22 protein-coding genes are annotated in these 24,565 nt (G+C 47.1%); all 22 read right to left on the reverse strand.

Annotated elements, in window-relative coordinates; all coding sequences use genetic code 11:
* Window positions 1-135: 135 nt before the first annotated feature.
* Complete coding sequence (locus ABIC22_RS27995; RefSeq protein ID WP_354485369.1) at window positions 136-2,874, reverse strand: FtsK/SpoIIIE family DNA translocase; 2,739 nt, start codon at window positions 2,872-2,874, stop codon at window positions 136-138.
* Window positions 2,875-2,964: 90 nt separating this feature from the next.
* On the reverse strand, window positions 2,965-3,195 hold the full coding sequence (locus ABIC22_RS28000; protein WP_095358583.1) for a YlzJ-like family protein: 231 nt from the start codon (window positions 3,193-3,195) through the stop codon (window positions 2,965-2,967).
* The gene (locus ABIC22_RS28005; RefSeq protein ID WP_371859910.1) at window positions 3,192-3,965 is read right to left on the reverse strand and encodes a ClpP family protease; all 774 of its coding nucleotides are present in this window, start codon (window positions 3,963-3,965) and stop codon (window positions 3,192-3,194) included. Before ABIC22_RS28005 ends, ABIC22_RS28000 begins: the two co-directional genes overlap by 4 nt.
* Before the next feature lie 216 nt (window positions 3,966-4,181).
* Window positions 4,182-5,861 (reverse strand): ribonuclease J, encoded by a 1,680-nt coding sequence (locus ABIC22_RS28010; protein ID WP_095287708.1) that lies wholly within the window; start codon window positions 5,859-5,861, stop codon window positions 4,182-4,184.
* 473 nt (window positions 5,862-6,334) lie between these two features.
* Complete coding sequence (gene dapA / locus ABIC22_RS28015; protein ID WP_127536227.1) at window positions 6,335-7,213, reverse strand: 4-hydroxy-tetrahydrodipicolinate synthase; 879 nt, start codon at window positions 7,211-7,213, stop codon at window positions 6,335-6,337.
* Between the two features lie 45 nt (window positions 7,214-7,258).
* Complete coding sequence (gene dapG, locus ABIC22_RS28020; RefSeq protein ID WP_095358586.1) at window positions 7,259-8,476, reverse strand: aspartate kinase; 1,218 nt, start codon at window positions 8,474-8,476, stop codon at window positions 7,259-7,261.
* Window positions 8,477-8,892: 416 nt separating this feature from the next.
* Window positions 8,893-9,489: a dipicolinate synthase subunit B gene (locus ABIC22_RS28025; protein ID WP_127536229.1), complete on the reverse strand. Its 597-nt coding sequence runs from the start codon at window positions 9,487-9,489 to the stop codon at window positions 8,893-8,895.
* Window positions 9,486-10,385 carry a dipicolinate synthase subunit DpsA gene (dpsA, locus tag ABIC22_RS28030; protein ID WP_095358588.1) on the reverse strand — a complete coding sequence of 300 codons (900 nt, stop codon included), beginning with the start codon at window positions 10,383-10,385 and terminating at the stop codon, window positions 9,486-9,488. The genes ABIC22_RS28025 and dpsA overlap by 4 nt, the downstream gene beginning before the upstream one ends.
* 138 nt (window positions 10,386-10,523) lie before the next feature.
* Window positions 10,524-10,970 carry a dUTP diphosphatase gene (gene dut / locus ABIC22_RS28035; RefSeq protein WP_170948039.1) on the reverse strand — a complete coding sequence of 149 codons (447 nt, stop codon included), beginning with the start codon at window positions 10,968-10,970 and terminating at the stop codon, window positions 10,524-10,526.
* Complete coding sequence (locus ABIC22_RS28040; RefSeq protein ID WP_354485373.1) at window positions 10,930-12,213, reverse strand: M16 family metallopeptidase; 1,284 nt, start codon at window positions 12,211-12,213, stop codon at window positions 10,930-10,932. The genes dut and ABIC22_RS28040 overlap by 41 nt, the downstream gene beginning before the upstream one ends.
* A gap of 94 nt (window positions 12,214-12,307) precedes the next feature.
* Window positions 12,308-13,303 (reverse strand): polysaccharide deacetylase family protein, encoded by a 996-nt coding sequence (locus tag ABIC22_RS28045; RefSeq protein WP_154893571.1) that lies wholly within the window; start codon window positions 13,301-13,303, stop codon window positions 12,308-12,310.
* Window positions 13,304-13,479: 176 nt separating this feature from the next.
* Window positions 13,480-15,582, reverse strand: coding sequence for a polyribonucleotide nucleotidyltransferase (pnp, locus tag ABIC22_RS28050; protein ID WP_153978031.1), 2,103 nt, complete (start codon window positions 15,580-15,582; stop codon window positions 13,480-13,482).
* A 233-nt stretch (window positions 15,583-15,815) separates the two neighbouring features.
* Window positions 15,816-16,085, reverse strand: a complete 270-nt coding sequence (gene rpsO, locus ABIC22_RS28055) for a 30S ribosomal protein S15 (protein WP_056700672.1) — start codon at window positions 16,083-16,085, stop codon at window positions 15,816-15,818.
* A 159-nt stretch (window positions 16,086-16,244) separates the two neighbouring features.
* A complete protein-coding gene (locus ABIC22_RS28060; protein ID WP_127536233.1) occupies window positions 16,245-17,183 on the reverse strand; it encodes a bifunctional riboflavin kinase/FAD synthetase in 939 nt (312 codons plus the stop codon).
* 70 nt (window positions 17,184-17,253) lie between these two features.
* Window positions 17,254-18,177: a tRNA pseudouridine(55) synthase TruB gene (gene truB / locus ABIC22_RS28065; protein WP_127536234.1), complete on the reverse strand. Its 924-nt coding sequence runs from the start codon at window positions 18,175-18,177 to the stop codon at window positions 17,254-17,256.
* Window positions 18,171-19,148, reverse strand: a complete 978-nt coding sequence (locus ABIC22_RS28070) for a DHH family phosphoesterase (RefSeq protein WP_354485377.1) — start codon at window positions 19,146-19,148, stop codon at window positions 18,171-18,173. Before ABIC22_RS28070 ends, truB begins: the two co-directional genes overlap by 7 nt.
* A 19-nt stretch (window positions 19,149-19,167) precedes the next feature.
* Window positions 19,168-19,527 (reverse strand): 30S ribosome-binding factor RbfA, encoded by a 360-nt coding sequence (gene rbfA / locus ABIC22_RS28075; RefSeq protein ID WP_095358595.1) that lies wholly within the window; start codon window positions 19,525-19,527, stop codon window positions 19,168-19,170.
* A gap of 25 nt (window positions 19,528-19,552) precedes the next feature.
* Window positions 19,553-22,156 (reverse strand): translation initiation factor IF-2, encoded by a 2,604-nt coding sequence (infB, locus tag ABIC22_RS28080; RefSeq protein WP_354485379.1) that lies wholly within the window; start codon window positions 22,154-22,156, stop codon window positions 19,553-19,555.
* Window positions 22,149-22,478, reverse strand: coding sequence for a L7Ae/L30e/S12e/Gadd45 family ribosomal protein (locus ABIC22_RS28085; protein WP_170948040.1), 330 nt, complete (start codon window positions 22,476-22,478; stop codon window positions 22,149-22,151). The genes infB and ABIC22_RS28085 overlap by 8 nt, the downstream gene beginning before the upstream one ends.
* Entirely contained in the window at window positions 22,468-22,776 is a 309-nt protein-coding gene (gene rnpM / locus ABIC22_RS28090) for an RNase P modulator RnpM (protein ID WP_095287722.1), read from the reverse strand. Before rnpM ends, ABIC22_RS28085 begins: the two co-directional genes overlap by 11 nt.
* Before the next feature lie 26 nt (window positions 22,777-22,802).
* The gene (nusA, locus tag ABIC22_RS28095) at window positions 22,803-23,900 is read right to left on the reverse strand and encodes a transcription termination factor NusA (protein ID WP_095287723.1); all 1,098 of its coding nucleotides are present in this window, start codon (window positions 23,898-23,900) and stop codon (window positions 22,803-22,805) included.
* Between the two features lie 123 nt (window positions 23,901-24,023).
* Entirely contained in the window at window positions 24,024-24,485 is a 462-nt protein-coding gene (gene rimP, locus ABIC22_RS28100) for a ribosome maturation factor RimP (RefSeq protein WP_095287724.1), read from the reverse strand.
* Window positions 24,486-24,565 lie beyond the last annotated feature (80 nt).

Genomic DNA, 24,565 nt, shown 5'->3' on the forward strand with positions numbered 1-24,565 from the left:
ACAAGCCTGCTTGCTTCCTATGCACCAAATCATCCGATCATTGGACAACATGGCAAAACCTCAACGACCATCAACAACAAAAAAGCCCCCAACTTATTGTCAGGGGCTTGCATTAGATACAATCCTTAGTGCTACTTAAGAACTTATTTTGTTTTGTTGATATTGTTCCAGCGAAATTAGAACCTCCCTAGGCTTACTGCCCTCATACGGGCCAATAACGCCACGAGCCTCCATTGAGTCGATCAAACGTGCAGCGCGAGTATAACCCACACGCATGCGCCGCTGAAGCAAGGATACGGAAGCTTGCTTCGCTTCCAATATAATTTGTACAGCCTGCTCGTACAGTTCATCCTGTACTTCATCTGCCGCTTGAACGGAGTCATCGACTTCAGGAACAAGTGATTCATCGTACTGGGCTTCGCCTTGTCCACGCACATAATTAACAATATTCTCAACTTCTTCATCACTCATGAAGGCTCCCTGCACCCGTACAGGCTTGGAAGCGCCCATTGGCATAAACAGCATATCGCCGCGACCCAGCAGTTTCTCGGCTCCACCCATATCTAGGATCGTCCGGGAGTCCACCTGTGATGACACACCGAATGCGATCCGGGAAGGGATATTGGCTTTGATGACACCTGTAATGACATCTACGGAAGGCCGCTGCGTGGCGATGATGAGATGGATTCCGGCTGCACGCGCCATTTGCGCAAGACGGGCAATGGCATCTTCCACATCCCCGGCTGCAACCATCATCAGATCCGCAAGCTCGTCCACAATAACAACGATGTATGGCAACACGGCTGCCGGGTTATCCTTCATCAGGTTGTTGTAACCTTCGACGTTCCGTGTACCCGATTTGGAGAACAGCTCATACCTTTTCTCCATCTCGACCACAATCTTTTTGAGGGCCAGCGAAGCTCTCTTGGGATCCGTAACTACCGGAGCCATCAGATGAGGAATGCCATTGTATACATTAAGCTCAACCATTTTCGGGTCGACCATCAAAAATTTAACTTCATCCGGTTTCGCTTTGTACAGAATACTTGTGATAATCCCGTTAATACATACCGATTTACCAGAACCCGTAGCACCTGCAACAAGCAAATGGGGCATACGAGCAAGGTTGCCGATGATGGTCTGACCAGAAATATCCCGTCCAAATGCAATAGTCACTTTGGATTCTGCATCCTGAAACGTGGATGTTTCCATAACCTCACGCATCGTTACAACGGAAACTTCACCGTTAGGCACTTCAATACCGATCGCTGATTTACCCGGAATCGGTGCTTCCATCCGAATATCCTTGGCCGCTAATGCCAGTGCAATATCATCAGTCAAACTTACAATTCGGCTAACTTTTACACCTATGTCCGGCTGAATCTCATAACGCGTAACTGCTGGTCCTCTAACAACTTCAAGCACTTTCGCCCGCACACCGAAGCTTTCCAATGTGGCTTCAAGCTTCCGGGCAGTTTGCATATAATCTTTTTGATCCCCACCCTTACCGCCGTTATTAGGCTTAGCAAGCAGGCGGAACGAAGGGAGTTTATATGGCTTCGGAGGTGGTGGAGGCGGTTTAACAGGCTCCATCTCCTGCCCCTCAACACTTTCACCTTCCATCACCGAAGATGAATTATTTAACCCACCAGGTTGTCCTTCCGGGATGTTCTCCATCTCACTCAGGTCATCAGCACCTGCCTCGTTAACAGACCAATCCGCTCCATCTACCAGTTCATCACTAATTTTGATCGGAATGTCGTCTTCCTGGCTGGAATCTGAAATGTCCTCAGGAAACGGATACGCATCGTCCAAATCGTCATCCTTCACATGATCCTCGGATCTGACGTGTTCGAAGAAATCACGAATAATCGGAGCTGAACTGGTTTTCGGTGCAGCCGTCCTTCCAGCAGAGGCTGGAACATCTGAGCCAAATGATGGCTCTTCATTCCATGATTCTGCAAAATGATCCGGCTCAGCGCGATATAACACTTGCTCTGCTGCCGTTGGCTGCTCCTGCTCCATCTCCATCTCTCGGTCTGATTTGGTTGTCTCCCGATCCGCACCCCACTTACCAAACAATTGAAAGAAGATGGGTGCTTTCCGCTTGGGAAGATGCATCTCTTCCAAATCATCCTCTTCATCTTCTTCGATATCCGCCGGAATAGGAACCACTTTACGTGCTGCCCCACCTTTTTTTCCCGAGGATGTTGCAGCAGATCGTGCTGATGGTCTGGACTCCAGCTTTTTGTAGATCGTACTGCCGGCATCCCATACCTTGGTTCTGAATATACGCACCAGATCGACATAGGAGAGGTTCGTGATCAGCATGAAACTGATAATAAACATCACAATCATGATCAAACGCGCGCCCAGACTGCCGAACAGCCACAGGAACAGAGCAAACTGAGCAGCACCAATGTAGCCGCCACTTATGTCCTTATTCAACATGGAATCACGTTCACCTGGGGCAGGCTGAAGCAGTTCGGTCTGCATATCATTATGTACTTGTGTAATAACCGCTCCAGGCTCGAGAGCACCCACAGGGATAAGCTTCTGATGCATTGCAGATACGGTACTCATCAAGGTTAACGCAAACACCAGAAGAACAAGCCCGGTCTTGCGAGTAGTCCAACCGCTTGGCCACTTTCGGTGAATCATAACCATCAATCCGTAGTAGATCCCAACCAGCGGAATGGCAAAATAGAACTTCCCTAGCATTAATCCGAACATTTTGGATAGTGAACGTCCTACCGTTGCTTCTCCGGATAGAGCGATAACCGCCAGAGTAATGAGCACAATACCATAGATTTCATATTTTAAAACGCCGCTGAACGCAGCGCCTTTTTTCTTCTTCTTTTTTCTTCTGGCCAAAATCAGGTCACCCCCAGAAGAATATTATACCATACAAATATAATCCGTACATATGTTCTTTTCTTGCCCTATTTGTCTTTTTTCGTCATGTTATGTTGGTCCTGCGTTACCTGAAAGAGGAACTTTGGAGCCAGGCATATTGGCAGGATCAAGGTACGCTTCTAGCGGGCAGTCAAGCAAACGCACGATAACAGCTTCGCTCTCACTAACCGGTCTGATCTGCATCAATAAACCGTTGATTTTGACTTCACGCGTATCCTCCCCTTCATTCCACATCCCCGACCAGAGATGCTCCGGCGGCATTACAGTATACATGGTCATTGTGTAAGCCCTCCTGCCTGCAGGGTCTGTCTCTTGTCTCCCATAAGTTTGTTCAGTTGGGCAATGGCTTGTCCAATACCTCCAACCGCATCCATTAATCCGTATTTGACTGCATCAGCACTCCCTACGGCAGTACCGATATCCCGGTTTAATTCCCCTGTCTTAAACATAAGTTCTTTGAACATGTCCTCCGAAATATTCGAATGCGTGGTAACAAAGCGAACAACTCGTTCCTGCATTTTCTCCATATATTCAAATGTTTGAGGAACCCCAATGACTAGTCCGTTCATCCGGATGGGATGGATCGTCATTGTTGCACTTCCGGCAATCAATGAATAGGTGGAAGCTACTGCGATTGGAACCCCAATGCTGTGTCCTCCCCCTATAACAACGGTAACGGTAGGCTTGCTCAGAGAAGCAATCATCTCGGCAATGGCCAACCCTGCCTCCACGTCTCCTCCCACGGTGTTCAGAATGATCAGGATGCCTTCAATCCGGGGATTCTGTTCAGCAGCAACCAATTGCGGGATAATATGCTCGTACTTCGTGGTTTTGTTTTGCGGAGGCAAAATCAAGTGACCTTCGACCTGTCCAATAATCGTCATACAGAAAATATTGGACTCTCCTGCAGGTGACTGAGTCTGTCCGAACTGCTGGATGGCCTCTGTAACGGGAGCCAATCCTTTGTCATCTTGTGCTGGCATGCCTGGTGTCTCTGTCTCGGGTTGATTCGACTTGGATGTCTGTTTGCCATTTATATACTCACTCATTAGATTAATCCCCTTCCCCATAACCATTTTAATGTATTCCTTAGTATGGGGAATTTTCCAGTCTACTTATACCCAATGAGTTGCCAAAAATCCCTCACATCCTCCATGAATCCAATCTGTAAAAAACAAAAAAAGCCCCTGATCTACGAGGAACCGTCCAATATTACTCGTAGTTCAGGGGCGACTGTGTGCCTGAATATATGATTTTAATGTATTTTAAACTTCCATGATAATTGGCAAAATCATCGGTCTGCGACGAGTTTGCTCATACAGGAAGCGTCCCAGTGCGTCTTTTACATTCGTTTTGAGTGAAGCCCATTCGTTTACGTTCTCACTCATCAACTTTTGCAGAGTGCTGCTGACAATACGGTTGGCTTCATCAAGCAATCCTTCGGATTCCCGTACGTATACAAATCCACGGGAGATGATATCCGGACCGGATACAATTTTACCATCCTGTTTGCTCAGAGTAACTACAACGACAAGAATACCATCTTGGGATAACAGTTTGCGATCACGCAATACGATGTTACCTACATCGCCTACACCCAATCCGTCGATCAGTACGTTGCCTGCAGTAACTTTACCAGCCTTGCGTGCTGCTCCGCCTTGAATCTCAACCACTTCACCAATATCTGTGATGAAGATGTTATCAGGGTCGATACCTACAGATTCAGCAAGAACGGCGTGGCGGCGCTGCATACGGAACTCCCCGTGAATTGGCAGGAAGAATTTAGGTTTCATCAGGTTAAGCATCAGCTTGAGCTCTTCCTGGCTACCGTGTCCGGATACGTGTACACCGCTGTTCGCACCACTGTAATGCACATTAGCTCCGAGACGGAACAGTTCATCAATGGTACGGCCCACATACTTCTCATTACCTGGTACCGGTGTTGCTGCGATAATAACTGTGTCTCCAGGAAGAATGTCTACTTTACGATGAGTAGAACGAGCCATCCGAGTCAATGCAGACATTGGCTCGCCTTGACTTCCTGTGCAGAGAATAACAACACGGTCAGCAGCCATTTTACCTACTTCTTCAGGTTCAATGATCATGCCGTCCGGAATATCCAGATAGCCCAGATCCGAAGCAATACCTACAACATTCACCATGCTGCGTCCAATGACAGCCACTTTGCGGCCAGTCACTTCTGCTGCATTAATGACCTGTTGAATCCGGTGTACGTTGGAAGCAAAGGTAGCAACAACAACGCGCTGGCTCGCTTTACGGAAGATATCTTCCAGAACGATCCCAACATTTTTCTCGGAAGGCGTAAAGCCTGGTTTCTCGGCATTGGTACTGTCAGACAAAAGAGCAAGTACGCCATTCGTACCGATCTGTGCCATACGTTGAAGATCCGCATATTGACCATTGACTGGTGTGTGGTCGAATTTGAAGTCACCTGTGTGAACTACAGCACCTTCTGGTGTTTCAACACATACACCAACGGAATCCGGAATACTATGGTTAGTAGCAAAGAAAGTTGCTTTCAATACCGATCCAAGTTGGATCTCGGAATCAGCATCAATCAGAATGCGTTTTGTTTCACCCAGCAAATTGGCTTCTTTCAGTTTGTTTTCCACCAGTCCGAGTGTAAGCTTGGTTCCGTATACAGGAACGTTAAGGTGTTTCAGAACATACGGCAATCCACCGATATGATCTTCGTGACCGTGAGTCAAAATGATACCTCTTACTTTGTCACGGTTCTCAGTCAAGTACGAAATGTCAGGAATGACAATGTCAATTCCAAGCATATCTTCTTCAGGGAATTTAAGGCCAGCATCTACGACTACAATGTCGTTAGCGTATTGGATGACATACATATTTTTACCAATCTCGCCTACGCCGCCCAGTGCAAAAATCATCAGTTTATCGTTATTATTTTTCTTAGACAAATGAATCTGAACCTCCTATGGTAGTTGGACGTCGTACCTTATTATTTTATTTATTGTAAGTTAAAAAAGTAATCTCCACATGACAAACCAATAGATAGGCATGTATGCAAAAGAACACCTTTATTCACGATATTTGGAAGAAGTTCTTCGAAGTAATTCCCCTTCACCAACAAGTTGGATTTGAAATGATTCCTTCTTAGCCGTTCCTTCCCTTTTCACCGCAAAGCCACATCTCGAAACGATGTCGCTTTCAATTTCAAAAAAATACCGCACCCAGTCACTTGACATCATTATACATGATTAAAAACAAAAAAAACAAGTCACTCTGTCGTTGAGCCCTAGGTTTCCCTTTATCAGCAAGGTTGAAACAACCCAAAAAAGCGAAAAAAGAACCGCTTCTTCTTTCGCAGAAGAGCGGTTCCTGTCTGTTTAAAATAGGTTACCACGATTAATAATTTCAAGACATGTGCCTTCTATTCATTAAACAAGGCACGGATAAAGCCCTGCTCGTCTTCGGTTGGAGCAATGAGCGGTAGACGTACAGAACCCACATTCATCCCACGTAACGTCAGTGCATATTTCACTGCAACCGGGTTCGGCAAAGGCTGAGGACACTCAAACAAACCTTTGAACACCGGGAAAAGCTGCTGATGCAACTTCGTTGCCTTTTGAGTGTCTCCGGCGACAAAGGAATCAATCATCTGCTTCATCTCTGAACCAACCACATGGCTCGCGACGCTTACAATGCCGTATGCCCCTACCGTGATCGCTGGTAAGCCTGACGCATCGTCTCCCGTATATACTTTAAAGTGATCGGGTGCACCTGCAGCGACGAGTGTCACATGCTCCAAAGAAGCACATTCTTTCGTAGCCACGATATTCGGTATCTGAGCCAGGCGAAGCGTTGTGGCCGCAGACAAGCAGGCTGAGGTACGTCCTGGTACGTTATATAGCATCACAGGCAGTTTGGTTGAGCTCGCGATGGCTTCAAAATGTTGGAACATGCCTTCCTGGCTTGGTTTGTTGTAATAAGGAACGACCAAAAGGACCCCATCCACGCCGACACGTTCAGCTTCTTGAGTCAGATGGATCGAATGGGCAGTATTGTTAGACCCTGTTCCGGCAATGATTTTGCATCTTCCTGCAGCATGCTTTACTGCAAACTCAAAAAGCTGCACCTTCTCACTGTCGCTAAGTGTAGGAGATTCACCGGTCGTACCGGACACCACAAGTGCTTCAGATTTTTGATCTGCAATTAAATAGTCTATAAGCCTTGCAGTTTCCTCCCAATGAATCTCCCCCTGTTCGTTGAACGGAGTGACCATTGCTGTAATCAATCTTCCAAAGTCCAATTCGATTTCCTCCTTCAAAACAGGTCTGGCTCCGATCGCTTCTAATTACAGATGAAGTTCGAATGAGGTATGAAGCGCCCTCAGGGCCTGAACCATATCTTCTTTTTTTACAAGTACCCAGATGGTTGTGTTCGAATCTGCCGATTGCAAAATCTGAATGTCAGCCAGTGTTAACGATTCAACGATTCTTGCCATGATGCCAGGCACACCGTTAATTCCACCGCCGATCACCGAAACTTTGGCACAGCCGGACAGACTTTGAGGTTTAAGACCAATCTCTTGCAATACTTGAATTGCTTTTTCAGAGTCACTGTCAAATACCGTATAGACGACTCCTGAAGGGGTAACATTAATAAAATCAACACTAATCGAATTTTCAGCCATTGTTTTGAAGACTTTCAGCTGCAGCCGATCTGCGCCTCCAGGTACATCTACTGTGATTTGGGTAACATTGCTAACGTAAGCAATCCCCGTCACATAACGATCTACTATGCCTGTCTGCACATCCTGGAAGCCTTCCGGATGGGTAACAAGGGTTCCTTCGCTGTCTGCAAAAGTGGAACGCACGCGTACAGGAATTTGCGATTGCATTGCAATTTCAACTGCTCGGGGGTGAATAACCTTGGCCCCATGATGTGCCATATTACAGATCTCCGCATAACTCACCACAGTTAACGGACGTGCATCCTCTACAATTCGCGGATCGGCAGTCAGAATGCCGTTTACATCCGTATAGATATCCACCATCTCTGCATGAAGAGCAGCCCCAAGTGCCGTCGCTGATGTATCACTACCCCCACGGCCTAAAGTGGTAAAGTCCCCGCTCTCTGTCTGCCCTTGGAAACCAGTAACAATAACAACACGATTTTTTTGAAGCTCCTCCAGCACACGAACAGGACGGACATCCAAAATCCGGGCATTCCCGAAATTGTCGTCCGTCACAAAGCCTGCCTGCGCACCAGTTAGTACAGTTGTGGGAATGTTTTCATGTTCCAGAAGACTGCTGAGCGTTGTAGCTGATATGATTTCACCGCAGCACAACAATAAATCTTTTTCACGTGCAGACAGCGAATTACCATTTTGTGCAGCCCAGTCGAGCAGTGTATCTGTAGCATAAGGTTCACCCCGGCGGCCCATAGCGGACACAACAATGACAAGACTAAGTCCTGCCTCAAGTTCACGTTTAATATGACGGAGCACGTGCTCTCTCGCCTGAACTGTAGAGAGTGACGTGCCTCCAAATTTCTGTACCATGATACGCATCTTAATTCCTCCATTTGTGTACGCAAGAAGACTGGACACGGTCAAATCAACAAATGGATCAACCCAGGGAGCGTTCCGATGCAATAAATTCAGCAATGATTACGACATTATATGCCGTTTTTCCTCTGTAGATTGCTCAAAGCAATTCACAAACTGAAGCTCGGTTGTCACCGATCACGACATGCATATCTTCATGAACGCATCCCGCTTGCGATCATTTCATTGCAAGCAGGAATGCCCTTCAACGACAGGAACGCGTACACAGAAAGCTGTTAAACTTCCGACATATCGTCCCCCATGATTTTCTTTGTCTACCCTAACCAAGTTCAATTCTTCATGCGTATAACCGTTATCCTGGAACTTCTCCACTGTGAAATCAAACCCGTAAGCATTCGTTAAACTTGGTTAATAAACGATTAAGCCTGTGCAGAACGTTCCACAATCATTGGCTGTAACTGTTTACCTTCCAGAGCACTCCAGCATGCCTCTGGAATAAGTTCCATTTTTGCTACTAACGAGTTTGGTTTCTTCACCGGATCATCCTGCCCGAACGGTACAAAGTACATATATTTTGCCACAAGTAGTTTGGCGATGTTCGCGGCATTCAGTCCCAGACCATCATTTGTGGAGATGGCAAGCACTACCGGACGCTGATTCCGCATCTGGGCTTTGGCTGCCATCAGCACAGGGCTATCGGTCATCGCATTAGCCAGCTTACTGGTAGTGTTCCCTGTGCAGGGAGCAATCACGAGCACATCAAGCAATTTGGCTGGCCCGAGCGGTTCCGCCTCAACAATTGTAGAAATGATATCATTACCGGTTATATCTTTCAACTGTTTTTGCCAGTTCTGAGCCGTACCAAAGCGTGTATCCGTTGTTAATACCGAATTGGAAATAATCGGAATAACATTTGCGCCCTCAGTCACAAACCGGCTAATTACCGGCATAACCTCTTCAAACGTACAATGAGAACCTGTAATCGCATAACCTACCGTTTTACCCTTCCAGTTCATAGTTCAACCTCCCGTGCGTTTTGTTCTTCCAAAAGCAAACGGATCAACACGTCGGCAATAATGCCGCCAGCCGTTTTGGGAGCAACAATGCCGGGGAGGCCTGGCGCTAGAAGCGCCTTAATGCCGCGTTTTTCAGCATATCTGAAATCGCAGCCGCCAGGAGCGGATGCGAGGTCAATAATGACTGCTTTTTGCGGCATTCTGGACAGGATTTGTGCTGTGATTATCATAGTCGGTATCGTATTAAAAAGCAAGTCAACTGCCCCGGTTTGAGCGGCCAAATCCGTTGTCATGAAAGGCTTCCAGCCCATGATGTTAGCACGAGCTGCATCTTCTTCCCGCCTGATTCCCACCCGTACATTTGCCCCTAGACCCTGGAGCGTTTTCGCCATTGTGAATCCTGTTCGGCCGAGCCCAAGCACAATACATTCCGACCCGTGGATCGTGAAGTCCGTCTCCCGAATCGCCATAGCGACCGCTCCCTCAGCTGTCGGTATCGAGTTGTAGAGCGCAATATCGTCACGATCCAATACCTCAATAAGCCGCAAGCCGTTATCCACGCACAACTCACGCAAAAATGGCTTTGCCATTCCTGTGAAAACAATACAATGCTCTGGCAATGCCGCTATCTGTTCTTTTTTGAGGAAAATCGGCAAGTCACTGAATGAGGTGCTCACTTTCCCCTGATCATCACATCCAACCACGGGCAGCACCAGCACATCCGCAGATGCCAACACCTCATCCTCCAGCTCATGATGTTCGATCCCCGGAATAGAACGCTCCAGCTTGTCGAAACCGACCACACTCACTGTGGCATCCAGCTCTGCGCATTTTTGAATGACTTCAAGCTGCCGCGCATCTCCGCCCAGGACTACTATCCGGACTCCGGTCAGCATCGGGACGTCACTCCTTTCACCACATGTATGCCTTATCGTATGCAGGGGCCCACAGGGGGGTGAAAACATTTCCTATCTCTTCACCAAACAAAAAAGGCCTTCCCGCATGGGAAGGCCCTTCATCATTAGTAGCATTTATTATTTTCCGGTATGACCGAATCCACCTTCGCCGCGAACCGTTTCCGAAAGCTCGCTCACTTCGGTTAGTTCAACAGCAGGCACAGTCTGAAACACGATCTGGGCAATGCGTTCACCCCGTACAATCGTGAATGGCTCCTGGCCCAGATTAATCAAAAGCACTTTAACCTCACCCCGGTAATCCGCATCAATGGTACCCGGTGTGTTTAAACAGGTAATGCCGTGTTTGAACGCCAGGCCACTGCGTGGGCGAATCTGTGCTTCAAGGCCCGCAGGCATAGCCATAGCCAGACCTGTCGGAATCAGCGTGCGCTGTCCCGGCTGCAATACAACGTCCTCCTGAAGCGCAGCAACTACATCAAAGCCTGATGCAAGCTCCGACATTTTTTGTGGCAGTTTAATATCTTCATTGCCCGGCAACTTTTGAATTTGAACGTAATGCAACAAAATCATCCCTTCTTAATCCAGCAATGGTGCGATCAGAGGCACCGACCATAGCAAGCGCAAACGGCTCCGCGAACATCAGGTCAAGTACAGCATCGATATCTTCCATCGTTACTTGTTCAATTTTGGCGATCATTTCATCCAGCGTATGGTGTCTGCCCAGCATCAGTTCGTTTTTACCCAAACGATTCATCCGGCTTCCCGTGCTTTCCAAACTGAGAATCAGACTTCCCTTCAGCTGTTCTTTTCCTTTGCGCAGCTCATCTTCCGTCAGACCGTTAACTGCAAGATCCTGCAGAACCTCTTTGGTCAGGTCCAACACTTCTTTCGTTTGTTTTGGTGCAGTACCAGCATATATCGTGAACAGACCGCTGTCCGCATGAGAACTGTGATAGGAATATACGGAGTATGCCAGTCCGCGTTTTTCACGAATTTCCTGGAACAGTCTGGAGCTCATGCCGCCACCAATAGCATTGTTCAATACAACCATGGCAAACTGCAGTGGGTCTCCAATTTTGCAGCCCGGGAACGAAATACAGATGTGATTCTGTTCGGTTTTCTTCTTGTGAAAGAGCTGCCCGCTCTGGAATTTAGGAACGGTGATCTGTTCTGCCGCACCATGAACGTCAAATGATCCAAAGTGTTTTTCCATCAACTCAATTACACTGTCATCAATATTACCTGCAATACTAATAACTGTGTTCTCAATGGTGTAGTGCTCTTTCATATAAGCACGCAGATCGTTCGAACCCATCGCTTTGAGTCGTTCCTCCGTACCCAAAATCGGGTAAGCCAGTGGATGCTCTCCATATGCAGCCGTAGCCATCAGATCATGTACCATATCATCCGGGGTATCCTCGTACATTGAAATCTCTTCCAGGATGACATTTTTCTCCTTGATGAGCTCGCCATCATCCATTTTGGAACGAAAAAACATGTCAGACAATACATCTACAGCGATAGGCAGATGTTCATCCAGTACTTTAGCATAATAACACGTGTATTCTTTTGAAGTGAACGCGTTCACGTTACCGCCGATAGCATCAAACTGTTCCGCAATTGCCTTGGCATCGTAACGATCCGTTCCCTTGAACAACATGTGCTCAATAAAATGTGATACTCCATTGTTAACAGGCTGCTCGTTGCGTGATCCTGTCTTGACCCATATACCAAAAGACACGGAACGACAGGTCGGAATCTGTTCCATGACTACCCTGAGGCCATTGCCCAGCTGAATTTTTTTCACGGTTGGCCCTCCTACATCTCTATAATTGCCCTGATCTCCAAAAACGAAATCGACATTTGGTTCCAACTGTTTGATATTAACAAAAAAACGCCGCTCACTCAACCGCTGGAGCTTTTATGCGTTCCGAAGATAACGTCTCACTCACTGTACCAAGAACGAGGCCTTTCGCACGAATCGACTCAATCATGCCTTTCAGCGCTCCTGAAGAGGATGCAGTGGGATGCATCAAAATTAACGTACCCGCTTCCACTTTTGCCCCAATTTTATTTACAATGGAAGCTGAACTTGGCTTTCTCCAATCGACGGTGTCCAGTGTCCAGAGGACCGTTTGCAACCCCATGCTTGAGGCAATGTCTACGGTTTTCTGATTAAAGTCACCTGACGGGGGAGCAAACCAGCGGTTTTCCACCCCTAGCGTCTCTTTGAGCAGATCCTCTGTCTTGCTAATCTCAAGTCTGGCCCGTTCTGCGCTCAATCGACTCATGTTCGGATGAGAGTACGCATGGTTGGACAGTTCATGACCTCGTTTCTGAATCTCTTTGGCGAGCTCGGCATTTTTCTTTAACCAGCTTCCATCCAGAAAAAAGGTCGCCTTCACCTTCTCAGCATCGAGTGTGTCAAGCATCGGGATAATATACTCATTTCCCCAAGCCACATTAATCATAAACGAGACCATCGGCTTTGCCGGATTTCCCCGGTATACCGGGTGAGCCCCAAGATCCTTGAGCTGGATTTCTGGTTCAACCTGACGATAAACATAAGAAATTTTGGTATTGAGGTTACCACCCAGTGCCTTGCGATACGTGGCTTCCACATCAATCTCCAAGCCGTTATATCCCGGTATTGCCTTCCATACCCTGTCCACTTTGGCGTTGACCGGGGCTACTTTTGTTTCGGCCGCTTTATCACGGATCGCCGACAACAGGGCATCCTCTCCAGTCGCCTCTTGAAACATATCAAAAGCATTTTGTGTCCCCGGGCCATCCCGAATCTCCGTAATGTATGTACGTACACTGCCTACTTGTCCGACCAGTATGACAGCCGCCACACCCGCCAGAACTGCAACCAGCTTTTTGGATTGGTTTTTCACAGTTCCATCCTCCCGCCGTCTTTGTCCCCATCATATGAGGACAAGGGCAAGAATATGAACAAATTCAGGCAGTCTTTTGAAACCCATTAACGTTTCCGATTTTAGGCGTTAAAAAAAGAGCCAGAAATCACATTCTGTCTCTTCATTCAATGGATCTGTAAAAATTAAGGCAGAGCTTAGGACTGCGCCGGAGCTTCAGCCGTCAATACTGCTTTGCGGGACAAGTTGATGCGACCTTGTTGGTCAATTTCCGTTACTTTAACGGTAATGGAATCACCTACGGCTACAACATCTTCTACTTTGGCAACACGCTCTGTTGACAGTTGTGAGATGTGAACCAGACCCTCTTTGTTCGGCAGAACTTCGACAAATGCACCGAATTTCTCAACACGTTTTACTTTGCCGACATAAATCTCGCCGACCAGCACTTCACGTACGATTCCTTCGATAATCGATTTTGCCTTATCGTTCATGTCCTGGTTGGAAGAAGCGATAAATACGCGTCCATCCTGTTCAATATCAATTTTAACACCAGTTTCCTCGATGATTTTATTGATAATTTTACCACCAGCACCGATAACATCACGGATTTTATCCGGATTAATATGCATAGTCGTAATTTTAGGCGCATATTGAGACAGCTGCTCACGCGGTGTTTTCATTACTTCGGTCATTTTGCCCAGGATATGCATACGGCCTTCTTTGGCTTGAGCCAAAGCTTCGGACAAAATTTGACGATCAATACCATCAATTTTAATATCCATTTGGATCGCTGTTACACCTTCAGGTGTTCCTGCCACTTTGAAGTCCATGTCACCCAGGTGATCTTCCATACCTTGAATATCACTAAGAATGGACACATGCTCTCCATCTTTGATCAGACCCATAGCTACCCCTGCAACCGGAGCTTTAATTGGTACACCAGCATCCATCATCGCAAGCGTACTTGCGCAGATACTTGCTTGTGAAGTTGATCCGTTTGATTCCAGTACTTCTGATACCAGACGAATTGTGTACGGGAAGTCCGTCTCCGAAGGAATAACTTTAGCAAGAGCACGTTCACCCAATGCACCATGTCCAATCTCACGACGGCCTGGAGCACGCAATGGACGAGCTTCACCCACGCTGAATGGCGGGAAGTTGTAATGATGCATGAAGCGTTTGGTTTCTTCCAAGCTGATTCCGTCCAAAATCTGAACATCACCCAATGCACCCAACGTACAAATGCTAAGTGCTTGTGTTTGACCACGTGTGAACAAACCGGAACCATGTGTACGCGGCAGCAATGATGTATCACACTCAATTGGACGAATCTCAGCAAGTCCACGTCCGTCCGGACGAACCTTATCATGTGTGATCAAGCGGCGCACTTCTTCTTTGACGATGTCGTGCAGCACTTCTTTCACGTCTTTGAGCAGTTCAGGAGTCTCGATGTATTGCTCTTCAAAATGAGCAACAGTTTCGTCATTCACTGCATCAATCGCATCTTGACGAGCATGCTTCTCAGCGATTTTAACTGCTTCTACCAAGCGAGCACTCGCATATTCACGTACAGCACTGTTCACTTCAGCATTTACAGCGTGCAGTTTTACAGCCATTTTTTCTTTGCCGGCCACTTGAACCAGTTCTTCAATGACAGCCACAATGTTCTTGATTTCATCATGTCCGAACATGATGGCTTCAAGCATGACTTCTTCCGGAACTTCGTTTGCTTCTGCCTCTACCATCATGATGGCATCTTTGGTTCCAGCAACAACGAGTTCAATTTCACTGACTTCAAGCTGTGCAATGGTTGGGTTGATAATGAATTCGCCATCAATACGTCCAACTTTTACGCCACCGATTGGCCCGTTGAATGGTACGTCCGAAATGCTCAGTGCAGCCGATGTACCGATCATGGCAGCAATCTGTGGTTCACAGTCCTGATCAACACTCATAACGATGTTAAGAACTTGTACATCATTACGGAAACCTTCAGGGAACAATGGACGAATTGGACGGTCTGTCAGACGACTAGCAAGAATGGCTTTCTCGCTTGGTCTTCCTTCCCGTTTAATGAATCCGCCTGGAATTTTACCTACAGCATACAATCTTTCCTCATAGTTCACCGTGAGCGGGAAAAAGTCCAGATCTTTCGGTTCGCTTGATGCGGTAACAGTACACAAAACAACCGTATCTCCGTATGTTACTTTAACAGCAGCATTTGCCTGTTTAGCCAAACGTCCTGTTTCAAGCACAAGCGTTCTTCCACCAAGCTGCATTTCAACACGCTTTTCCATGAAATCCCTCCTTCTAATCGTTCCTAACACAATGGATTCTGCATTTTCTCAGTATTTCCTGCTTGTCCTGCATTCATTAACTTGCAAAACAAAAGCTCCTTGCGGAGCTGTCATCTACAAATATATGGCAACATGTTCATCTACAAAACAACCCGGCTGTAAACTCCGCTTCTCCCTCAATACAGAGGAACGACGGAAAACAGCCAGGTTGGTTTTGAAAACATGTACGATAATTAACGACGCAATCCGAGTTTCTCGATCAATGCGCTGTAACGTTTAACATCTTTGTTTTTCACGTAAGCCAAGAGCTTACGACGTTGACCTACCATTTTCAAAAGTCCACGACGTGAGTGGTGGTCTTTCTTATGCGTACGCAAGTGGTCTGTCAAACTTCTGATGTTTTCCGTAAGGATAGCAACTTGCACCTCAGGTGATCCAGTATCGGACTCATGAGTTTTGTGCTCGTCGATCAGTTGTTGTTTACGTTCTTGAGTCAATGCCATCCTATTCACCTCCTTCATTATAATCGCCATTAGCCTCGTTACCGCCGGTGAGAGCGTGCAACCAAGCCAAGGTTGTCTGTTGTCCAAAACGACAACGTAGTACATTATATCATAGTTGCCTAACCAAAGTAAATGTAAACATACATTTTACTCAGAATTTCAACCTAAGAGTCTTGCAGCAGTCAAGGCATCTTCCCGAATCTGGCTGATCAAAGCGTCGATGGAGTCAAACTTGCGTTCTTCCCGAATATAGTGAACCAGTTCGACCTTCAGTTCCTCATCATAGAGATGCCCTTCAAAATCAAGCACATGTACTTCAAATGTAGGCTTCATCCCGCTATCGTGGAACGTAGGCTTCACACCGAGGTTCATTACCCCTCGCAACGACTGCTCCCCATGATATACGCGTACAGCATACACACCTTTCGCTGGTGCCACATAATGATCTGTCAATTCGAGATTGGCAGTAGGGAAACCAATGGTCCGGCCGCGTTTCTCTCCGTGGATAACGGTTCCTCTGATACTGTATGGACGACCAAGCCACTGACTCGCTTCATCCATTTCTCCACGTTTAAGCAAACCACGAATTAAAGAACTGCTGACCTTCTCGCCATTAAGCAGGAATGGAGGTACAGTTTCCACAGCCATCTCATTGCTGCCCAGCGAACGAAGCATCTGTTCATCACCTGCTCCCTTGTGACCAAAACGGAAGTCAAAACCAACCACCGCCGTTCGTGTCTGAAGCGGAAAGAGCAGATCATGTACAAACTGCTCCGGTGTCAAATGTGAAAATTCTTCATTAAACTCCACAACATATAACACGTCAACGCCCATCTCTGCCAAGATATCTTCCTTATCTCTCAGGGGCGTCAAATAACCTTCATAATCTCCTTTGCGCATGACTTCCTTCGGATGCGGATGGAAGGTCATTACCGCTGACTGCATGCCCTTTTCACGAGCAATGCGGACAGCTGACAGAATGACGCTTGCATGTCCGAGATGCATTCCGTCAAATTGGCCAATGGCCAGCACCTGGGGTTGTCTACGCAATTCATCGGAAGTTAATGTCTGCGGATACGTTAGCATTACGGTTTTCATACAATCATTCACCTGCATTTCACTTGATAGACCGAGCTTAACATCACATGAACCTAAACTCAAGGCCTCTTTATTCCGGTAAAAATACCTTAACAGCTCGAACTGTTGGTTTATGTTCATCCCGTTCGAAAATACCGAGAAATGTGCCATCCTGAGCATATAACCGCAAAAGTCCTGGCTGCTCCACGGGCGGCTCCAATAAACGTGCAGACAATTTCTGACCTTGGAGAGCGCCTTTGGTGTTATCCTCTGGAACTTTGTGGGCAGGCATGTAGTCAACGGCATCATCTACCGAAATCAGCACTTCAGCCAGCGTACCTGCGGCCATGTGCTGTTCCACATCCTCAAATCGCAAGCACCGATCCGCTGTGATTCCCGCAGAAATGGTACGTTCAAGCTGTACCATGGTAGATGGGTATCCCAGTTCTCGGCCGATATCTACGCACAATGTTCGAATATATGTTCCTTTAGAACATAATGCCCGGAAGGAAATATCTGTCGTGTCGCCATGCGTTTCGATTCCGGTCAGTTCAATCTCGTAAATCGTAACCTCACGGCTCTTACGCTCCACTGTTTTGCCTTCACGTGCAAGCTCATACAGACGTTTACCGTCGACTTTTACTGCTGAATACATGGGTGGAACCTGCGAAATCGTACCTTTAAACTGATTCAGGACCTCAAGCACCTGTTCTTCGGTAACTTGGACTGGTTCTTCCGAACGTTCAATAACCTCACCTGTCAGATCCTCCGTGTCCGTAGACAGGCCCAATCGTAGTGTTGCCAAGTACTCTTTCGGAAGTTCCTGCATGTATTCGACTACCCGTGTGGCACGTCCGAGACACAGCGGAAGTACACCTGTAACTTGTGGGTCCAACGTTCCGGTGTGTCCAATACGCTTCATTTTCAGAATGCGCCGCATTTTGGCTACAACATCATGCGAGGTGAATCCTGCCGGCTTGTATACAGGCAAAATTCCTTCAAGTGGTTTTACCATTGCGCATTCACCTGCTTCAGCACTTTGGCTACGATCTCTTCCAACTCACCTTCCACACGACACCCGGCAGCCAGTACGTGGCCTCCTCCGCCAAATGTCTGTGCAAGCGCAGCAACATCGACTTTACCTGCCGACCGAAGAGACACTTTTACTGCGTTATTGTTGATGACTTTGAAAAAAATCCCCACTTCTACACCTTGAATATTACGGGGATAGTTTACAACGCCTTCGAGATCCTCATTAGCCGCTCCACAAGCAATCATATCTTCCGGCGTAATAACCACCCAAGCAATTTTTCCATCCTCTGTCATCTGCAGACTCGAAAGTGCCTGATTCAATATCCGAACTTGGGGAAGCGTAACCTGTTCAAGCAAAATTTGCGCAAGGTACGGTCCATTTACACCATGCTCAAGCAATTTGGATGCTGTTGACATTACATTTGGACTGGTATTCGCGTACCGGAACCCGCCTGTATCCGTAAGCAACCCTGTATATATAGCCGTTGCAGAATCTTGATTCAACGTCACCGGGAACAAGTTTACAAAATCAAACAGGATCTCTGCAGTAGCTGCCGCATCCGGCTTAATGATATTAACCGTTCCATAAGCATCATTGGTGGGGTGGTGATCAATATTTAGAATAACAGCATCTTCTTCGAAATAATGGCGAGTTAGGCCCACTCTTGCAAAGTCTGCACAGTCTACACAAATCACTGCTTTATATTTACGCTGCGGTGGTTGTTCGGTCATGTTCACGATTTCGTCTGCACCCCACAAAAAACGCATCCGCTGCGGGATCTCACCTTCATTGATCATCGTGAATGTCTTCCCCAGACATGACAGCAGCCAGCCCACTGTTACCGTCGAGCTGACTGCGTCACCGTCCGGCTGTACATGCGACACGACCAGGTAATCATCATGCTCCAGCAGAAATTGCTTTCCTGCATGAAGCGCCTGTTCATAAGTGTGCATTGCCGTCTCCTTTATGCTGTTACTGGGATTCGTTCTTGTCGGTACCGATGTCGCCAAGCAGCTTCTCAATACGGCTGCCATAAGCGATCGATTCGTCGATCTTGAATATCAATTCAGGTACATGGCGAAGTCTAATTCGCTTGCCCAGCTCGGAACGCAAAAATCCATTTGCTTTATCGAGTGCTTTAAGCGAGTTATCCTTTTGCTCCTGTTCACCGAAGACACTCAGATAAACTTTGGCTTGCGACAAGTCATTAGTCACGTCGACACCTGTTACGGTAATGAAGCCGATACGTGGATCTTTCAGTTCGGACTGGATGAGCACGCTCAATTCTTTCTTGATCTGCTCGCCCACTCTACCTGTACGAATCTTGGCCATAGTTGTTCACCTCATGCTTCCTTGCTTATCGTTGTACCGTCTCCATAACAAAGGCTTCGATAACGTCGCCTTCTTTGAGATCGTTATAGTTATCAAGAGTAATACCACATTCGTAGCCTTGAGCTACTTCTTTGGCATCATCTTTGTAACGTTTCAGTGAATCAAGCTTACCTTCGTAAAGAACAATGCCATCACGAATCAAGCGTGCTTCCGCTGAGCGCGTAATTTTGCCGGAGGTAACCATACATCCTGCAATGGTACCCACTTTACTGATTTTGAACGTGCTGCGAACTTCAGCATGACCTATTACATTTTCTTTGTAGATCGGATCAAGCATTCCTTTCATCGCCTGTTCAATCTCTTCGATTACGCTATAGATGACACGGTGAAGACGAATGTCTACTTGCTCTTGATCTGCAGTTACTTTCGCCTGATTATCAGGACGAACGTTGAAACCGATCACGATGGCATTGGATGCCGCTGCCAAGATAATGTCGGATTCGGTAATTGCACCAGCACCGCTATGAATGATCTTCACGCGCACGCCTTCAACCTCGATTTTTGCAAGTGAACCTTTCAATGCTTCAACAGAACCTTGAACGTCACCTTTGATAATGACATTCAGATCTTTGATCTCGCCATCTTTGATGTGTTGGAACAGATCGTCCAGTGTTACACGTGTGTTGGTACCCAGATCGGATTCACGTTGCGTGATCGCACGTTTGTCAGCGATAGAACGAGCTTTACGCTCATCTTCAAATACCATGAATGGATCTCCCGCACCTGGAACTTCAGTCAACCCTGTGATCTCTACAGGAGTAGAAGGTCCAGCTTCTTTCAGACGGCGACCTTTATCATTCACCATCGCACGTACGCGACCGAAGCAGTTACCTGCTACAAAGGCATCTCCAACTTTCAACGTACCATGCTGTACCAAAATACGGGCAACTGGGCCGCGTCCTTTATCCAGCTCGGCTTCGATCACTGTACCACGGGCACGTTTGTCCGGGTTCGCTTTGTACTCGTTCACTTCAGCAACGAGCAGGATCATTTCTAACAGACCTTCAAGACCCATTCTTTGTTTCGCCGAAACGTTAACAAAGATGGTGTCACCGCCCCATTCTTCCGGAACGAGTTCATAGTTGGTCAGTTCTTGTTTTACTTTGTCCGGATCTGCACCAGGCTTATCGATTTTGTTAACCGCAACGATAATAGGCAGACCCGCTGCTTTTGCGTGGTTAATAGCTTCAACAGTCTGTGGCATAACGCCGTCATCCGCAGCAACAACGATGATGGTAATATCCGTTACTTGTGCACCACGAGCACGCATCGCTGTAAACGCTTCGTGACCCGGTGTATCCAGGAACGTGATTTTTTTGTTGTTGATTTCTACCTGATACGCACCGATATGCTGCGTGATTCCGCCAGCTTCGCCGCCCGTTACATTCGTGGAACGAATGGCATCAAGCAGTGTTGTTTTACCATGGTCAACGTGACCCATAATCGTTACAACTGGAGGACGGGATTGCAGATCCGCAGGATCATCGTTCTCTTCCACAGTTTCGAAACGATCGTCTTCAAGCACAATTTTCACTTCAACCTCAACACCGAATTCACCTGCAAGCAGAAGAATGGTATCGATATCGAGCTCTTGGTTAATTGTAGCCATAACACCCATACCAATGAGTTTCTTGATAACTTCGGAAGCATCTTTGTGAAGCAGCTTCGCTGTTTCACCCACAGTCATATCACCACGTACGATGATTTTCTTAGGTGTGTTATCAATTTTCTCGCGTTGTTGGTACTGCTGCTGGTTTCTGTTACGGTTGTTCTTGCCACCACGGTTACCACGGAAGTTGCCGCCACGGTTGTCATCGTAACGACGTCCGCCACCGCCACTGTTTGAACGGTTGCCGTTGTTATTACCGGAAGAATTTCCTTGACCGCCTCTGCGCTGACCTTGACCTTGGTTCTGTCCTTGGCCACCGCTGCGGTTGCCGCTATTACCAGTGTTGCTTGGTCCAGCACTTCTTACTTGACCGCCACCACTGTTGTTCGTACGTTGTCCTGAACCTTGTGGACGTGAAGCTGTGCTGCTTGTTCCGCCTTGTGGACGTGAAGCCGTACTACTTTGTCCGCCTTGCGAAGGTCTGGAACGATTACCTGTTTGTCCGCCCTGGCTGGAGCCTTGGGAAGAGTTCGTTCTGTTGCGGCTATCTTGGCCGCTGGGTCTTTGGGAGCCGTTGTTATTGTTTGAATTTGGTCTATTGTTCATACCTACCTGCTTTTCCTGTTGTATTTTTGTTTGTACGGGACTACCGGATGAATTACTGTTGTTCGGCGTGTTCGCTCCGCCGGCCGGCTTGTTGCTGTCCACTGTTTTTTCACTGCGCACGGACGAAGTAGCGACTGGTTTAACCTCGCTGTTCTGTTTCGATGCTGCAGTGGATTTTATATCTTTAAAAAATTGTTCCACCTTACCCACTGAACCATTCTCCATGACGCTCATATGATTGTTTACGGGAATATCCAGTTTTTTAAGAATGGTTATAATTTCTTTGCTGCTCATATTAATGGACTTCGCATATTCATAAACTCGCAATTTATCCTTGTTTTCCTGTTTACTCAATATACTCCACCTCCGACATTATACCGACTTGCTTGGAGATCATTTTTGCAAACCCACGGTCCGTTACCGCAAGAACAACCCGCGTTTCTTTACCGATACTTGAACCCAGACTATCCCGGTCAAATCCGATCACCAGCGGAACTTTGTAGGTTCCGCATTTGTCGCGAAATTTCTTCTGTGTATTGGCCGAGGCGTCACCCGCAACAATAACCATCTTAGCTTCGGAAGAACGGATCGCCTTGAGCACGATTTCTTCACCTGTCACCAGTTTGCCTGCACGCATGGAGAGTCCCAGATAAGACAACGCTTTGTTATTCATCATGATCACGCTCCTGCGCTGCGATGAAATCATCTTCAACCGAAGCGAAATCAGCAGCCAATTGCTCGTAAATTTCAGGTGAAACCTTGCCCTTCAACGCACGATCCAAAGACCGGTTTTTGAGTGCAAGTTTAAAACAGGATTCCTTGCCGCATAAATAAGCGCCACGTCCGGATTTTTTGCCAGTCAAATCGATCAGCACTTCATCCTCTGGCGTTTTAACGATACGGATCAGTTGCTTTTTGGGCATCATTTCTTGGCACGCCACACATTTGCGCAGCGGTACTTTTTTCTGTTTCATACGTTAGCGCCCCCCCGTGCTTTACTTTAATCGACGGAGACGGAATCTTGGTGCATTTCTGAAGAAGAATCTTTTTCTCTGCCGAATTCCTGTTCCGCCTGGCTCTCGCTCTTGATATCGATTTTCCAGCCGGTCAGCTTCGCTGCAAGGCGGGCATTTTGGCCCTTGATGCCGATAGCGAGGGACAGTTGATAGTCCGGTACGATGACACGGGCCATCTTCTCTTCTTCAAACACTTGAACTTCCAACACTTTGGAAGGACTCAATGCATTAGCCACATATTCGTCTACCTGTTCGGAGTAACGAACGATGTCAATCTTTTCACCGCGCAGCTCACCCACAATGGTCTGCACGCGCATGCCTTTAGGGCCTACACATGATCCAACCGGGTCAACTTCCTCATTGCGTGAATGTACGGCAATTTTGGAGCGGAAGCCCGCTTCACGTGCAACGGAGCGAATCTCAACGACTCCGTCAAAGATTTCAGGAACTTCCAGTTCAAAGAGACGTTTCAAAAGACCCGGATGTGTGCGGGACAAAATGATTTGCGGCCCTTTGGTCGTATTCTCGACCTTAGTGATGTATGCCTTAATACGGTCACCATGAACAAATTTTTCATTCGGCATCAATTCGGTTAACGGTAATGCCGCTTCGATTTTGCCCAGATCGATGTAGATATTGCGCAAATCCTGACGCTGCACCACTCCCGTAACGATATCCTCTTCCTTGTCTACGAAAGCGTTGTAGATCAGGCCGCGTTCGGCTTCACGAATCCGCTGGGTCACTACCTGTTTGGCAGTCTGTGCGGCGATACGTCCGAAATCGCGCGGCGTAACCTCAATCTCCGCAATATCTTCCAGCTGGAAGTGTGGGTTAATTTCACGTGCAGCAGGCAACGAAATTTCGGTGCGTGAATCGAGGACTTCCTCCACGATCAATTTGCGTGCATATACACGAATAACTCCAGTGTTGCGGTTCATATCAACACGCACGTTTTGAGCGGTGTTGAAATTACGTTTGTAGCTGGAGATTAATGCCGCCTCAATCGCTTCAAACAGCACATCCTTGCTGATCCCTTTTTCCCGCTCCAATTCATTCATTGCTTCAATAAAATCCATACTCATGAATGTTGATCCCCCTTTCAAACATGGCATCTCATACGTAAAACGGCGAAAGGCTCAAAACTCATGAGCACCTTGCCGTTATCGTGAGATGTGTCTTTTTCATTAATAAAGTGAACAAGGCACTTAAAACAGAATGGCCAAGCGCGCACTGGCTACCTTATCATAAGGAACCGTGTACTGCTTCTTGCCTGCTTCGATCACAAGTTCCCCGTTATCAAAGGAAAGCAGTTTACCTTCAAACTCCTTCATTCCATTCACTGCTTCGTAGGTAGTAACAAATACGTTTTTCCCTACGGATTTTGCAACATCCTCCGCTTTTTTCAGTGGACGTTCAGCTCCCGGAGAAGACACTTCAAGGAAATAGACGGTTGGAATCGGATCGTTCTCATCCAGCTTGGCGCTCAGCTGTTCGCTGATCAAGACACAATCATCGATGTCGATGCCACCCTCTTTGTCGACATACACCCGTAAAAACCAGTTGCTGCCTTCTTTGACGTAATCGATGTCAACCAGCTCGAAGCCTTGTTCATTCAAGTAGGGTTGGATCATTTCTTCCACGGTAGATTTAATCTTCGTTGTGCTCAAAACCGATAACCTCCAACTTAGGTTACGCCGACATGTTAAGCCGACAATTTCGTAATACCCAAGATTCTTGTATACCAAAG

Origin of the sequence: Paenibacillus sp. PvP094 (assembly GCF_040546835.1) — a bacterium.
GTDB lineage: Bacteria > Bacillota > Bacilli > Paenibacillales > Paenibacillaceae > Paenibacillus > Paenibacillus illinoisensis.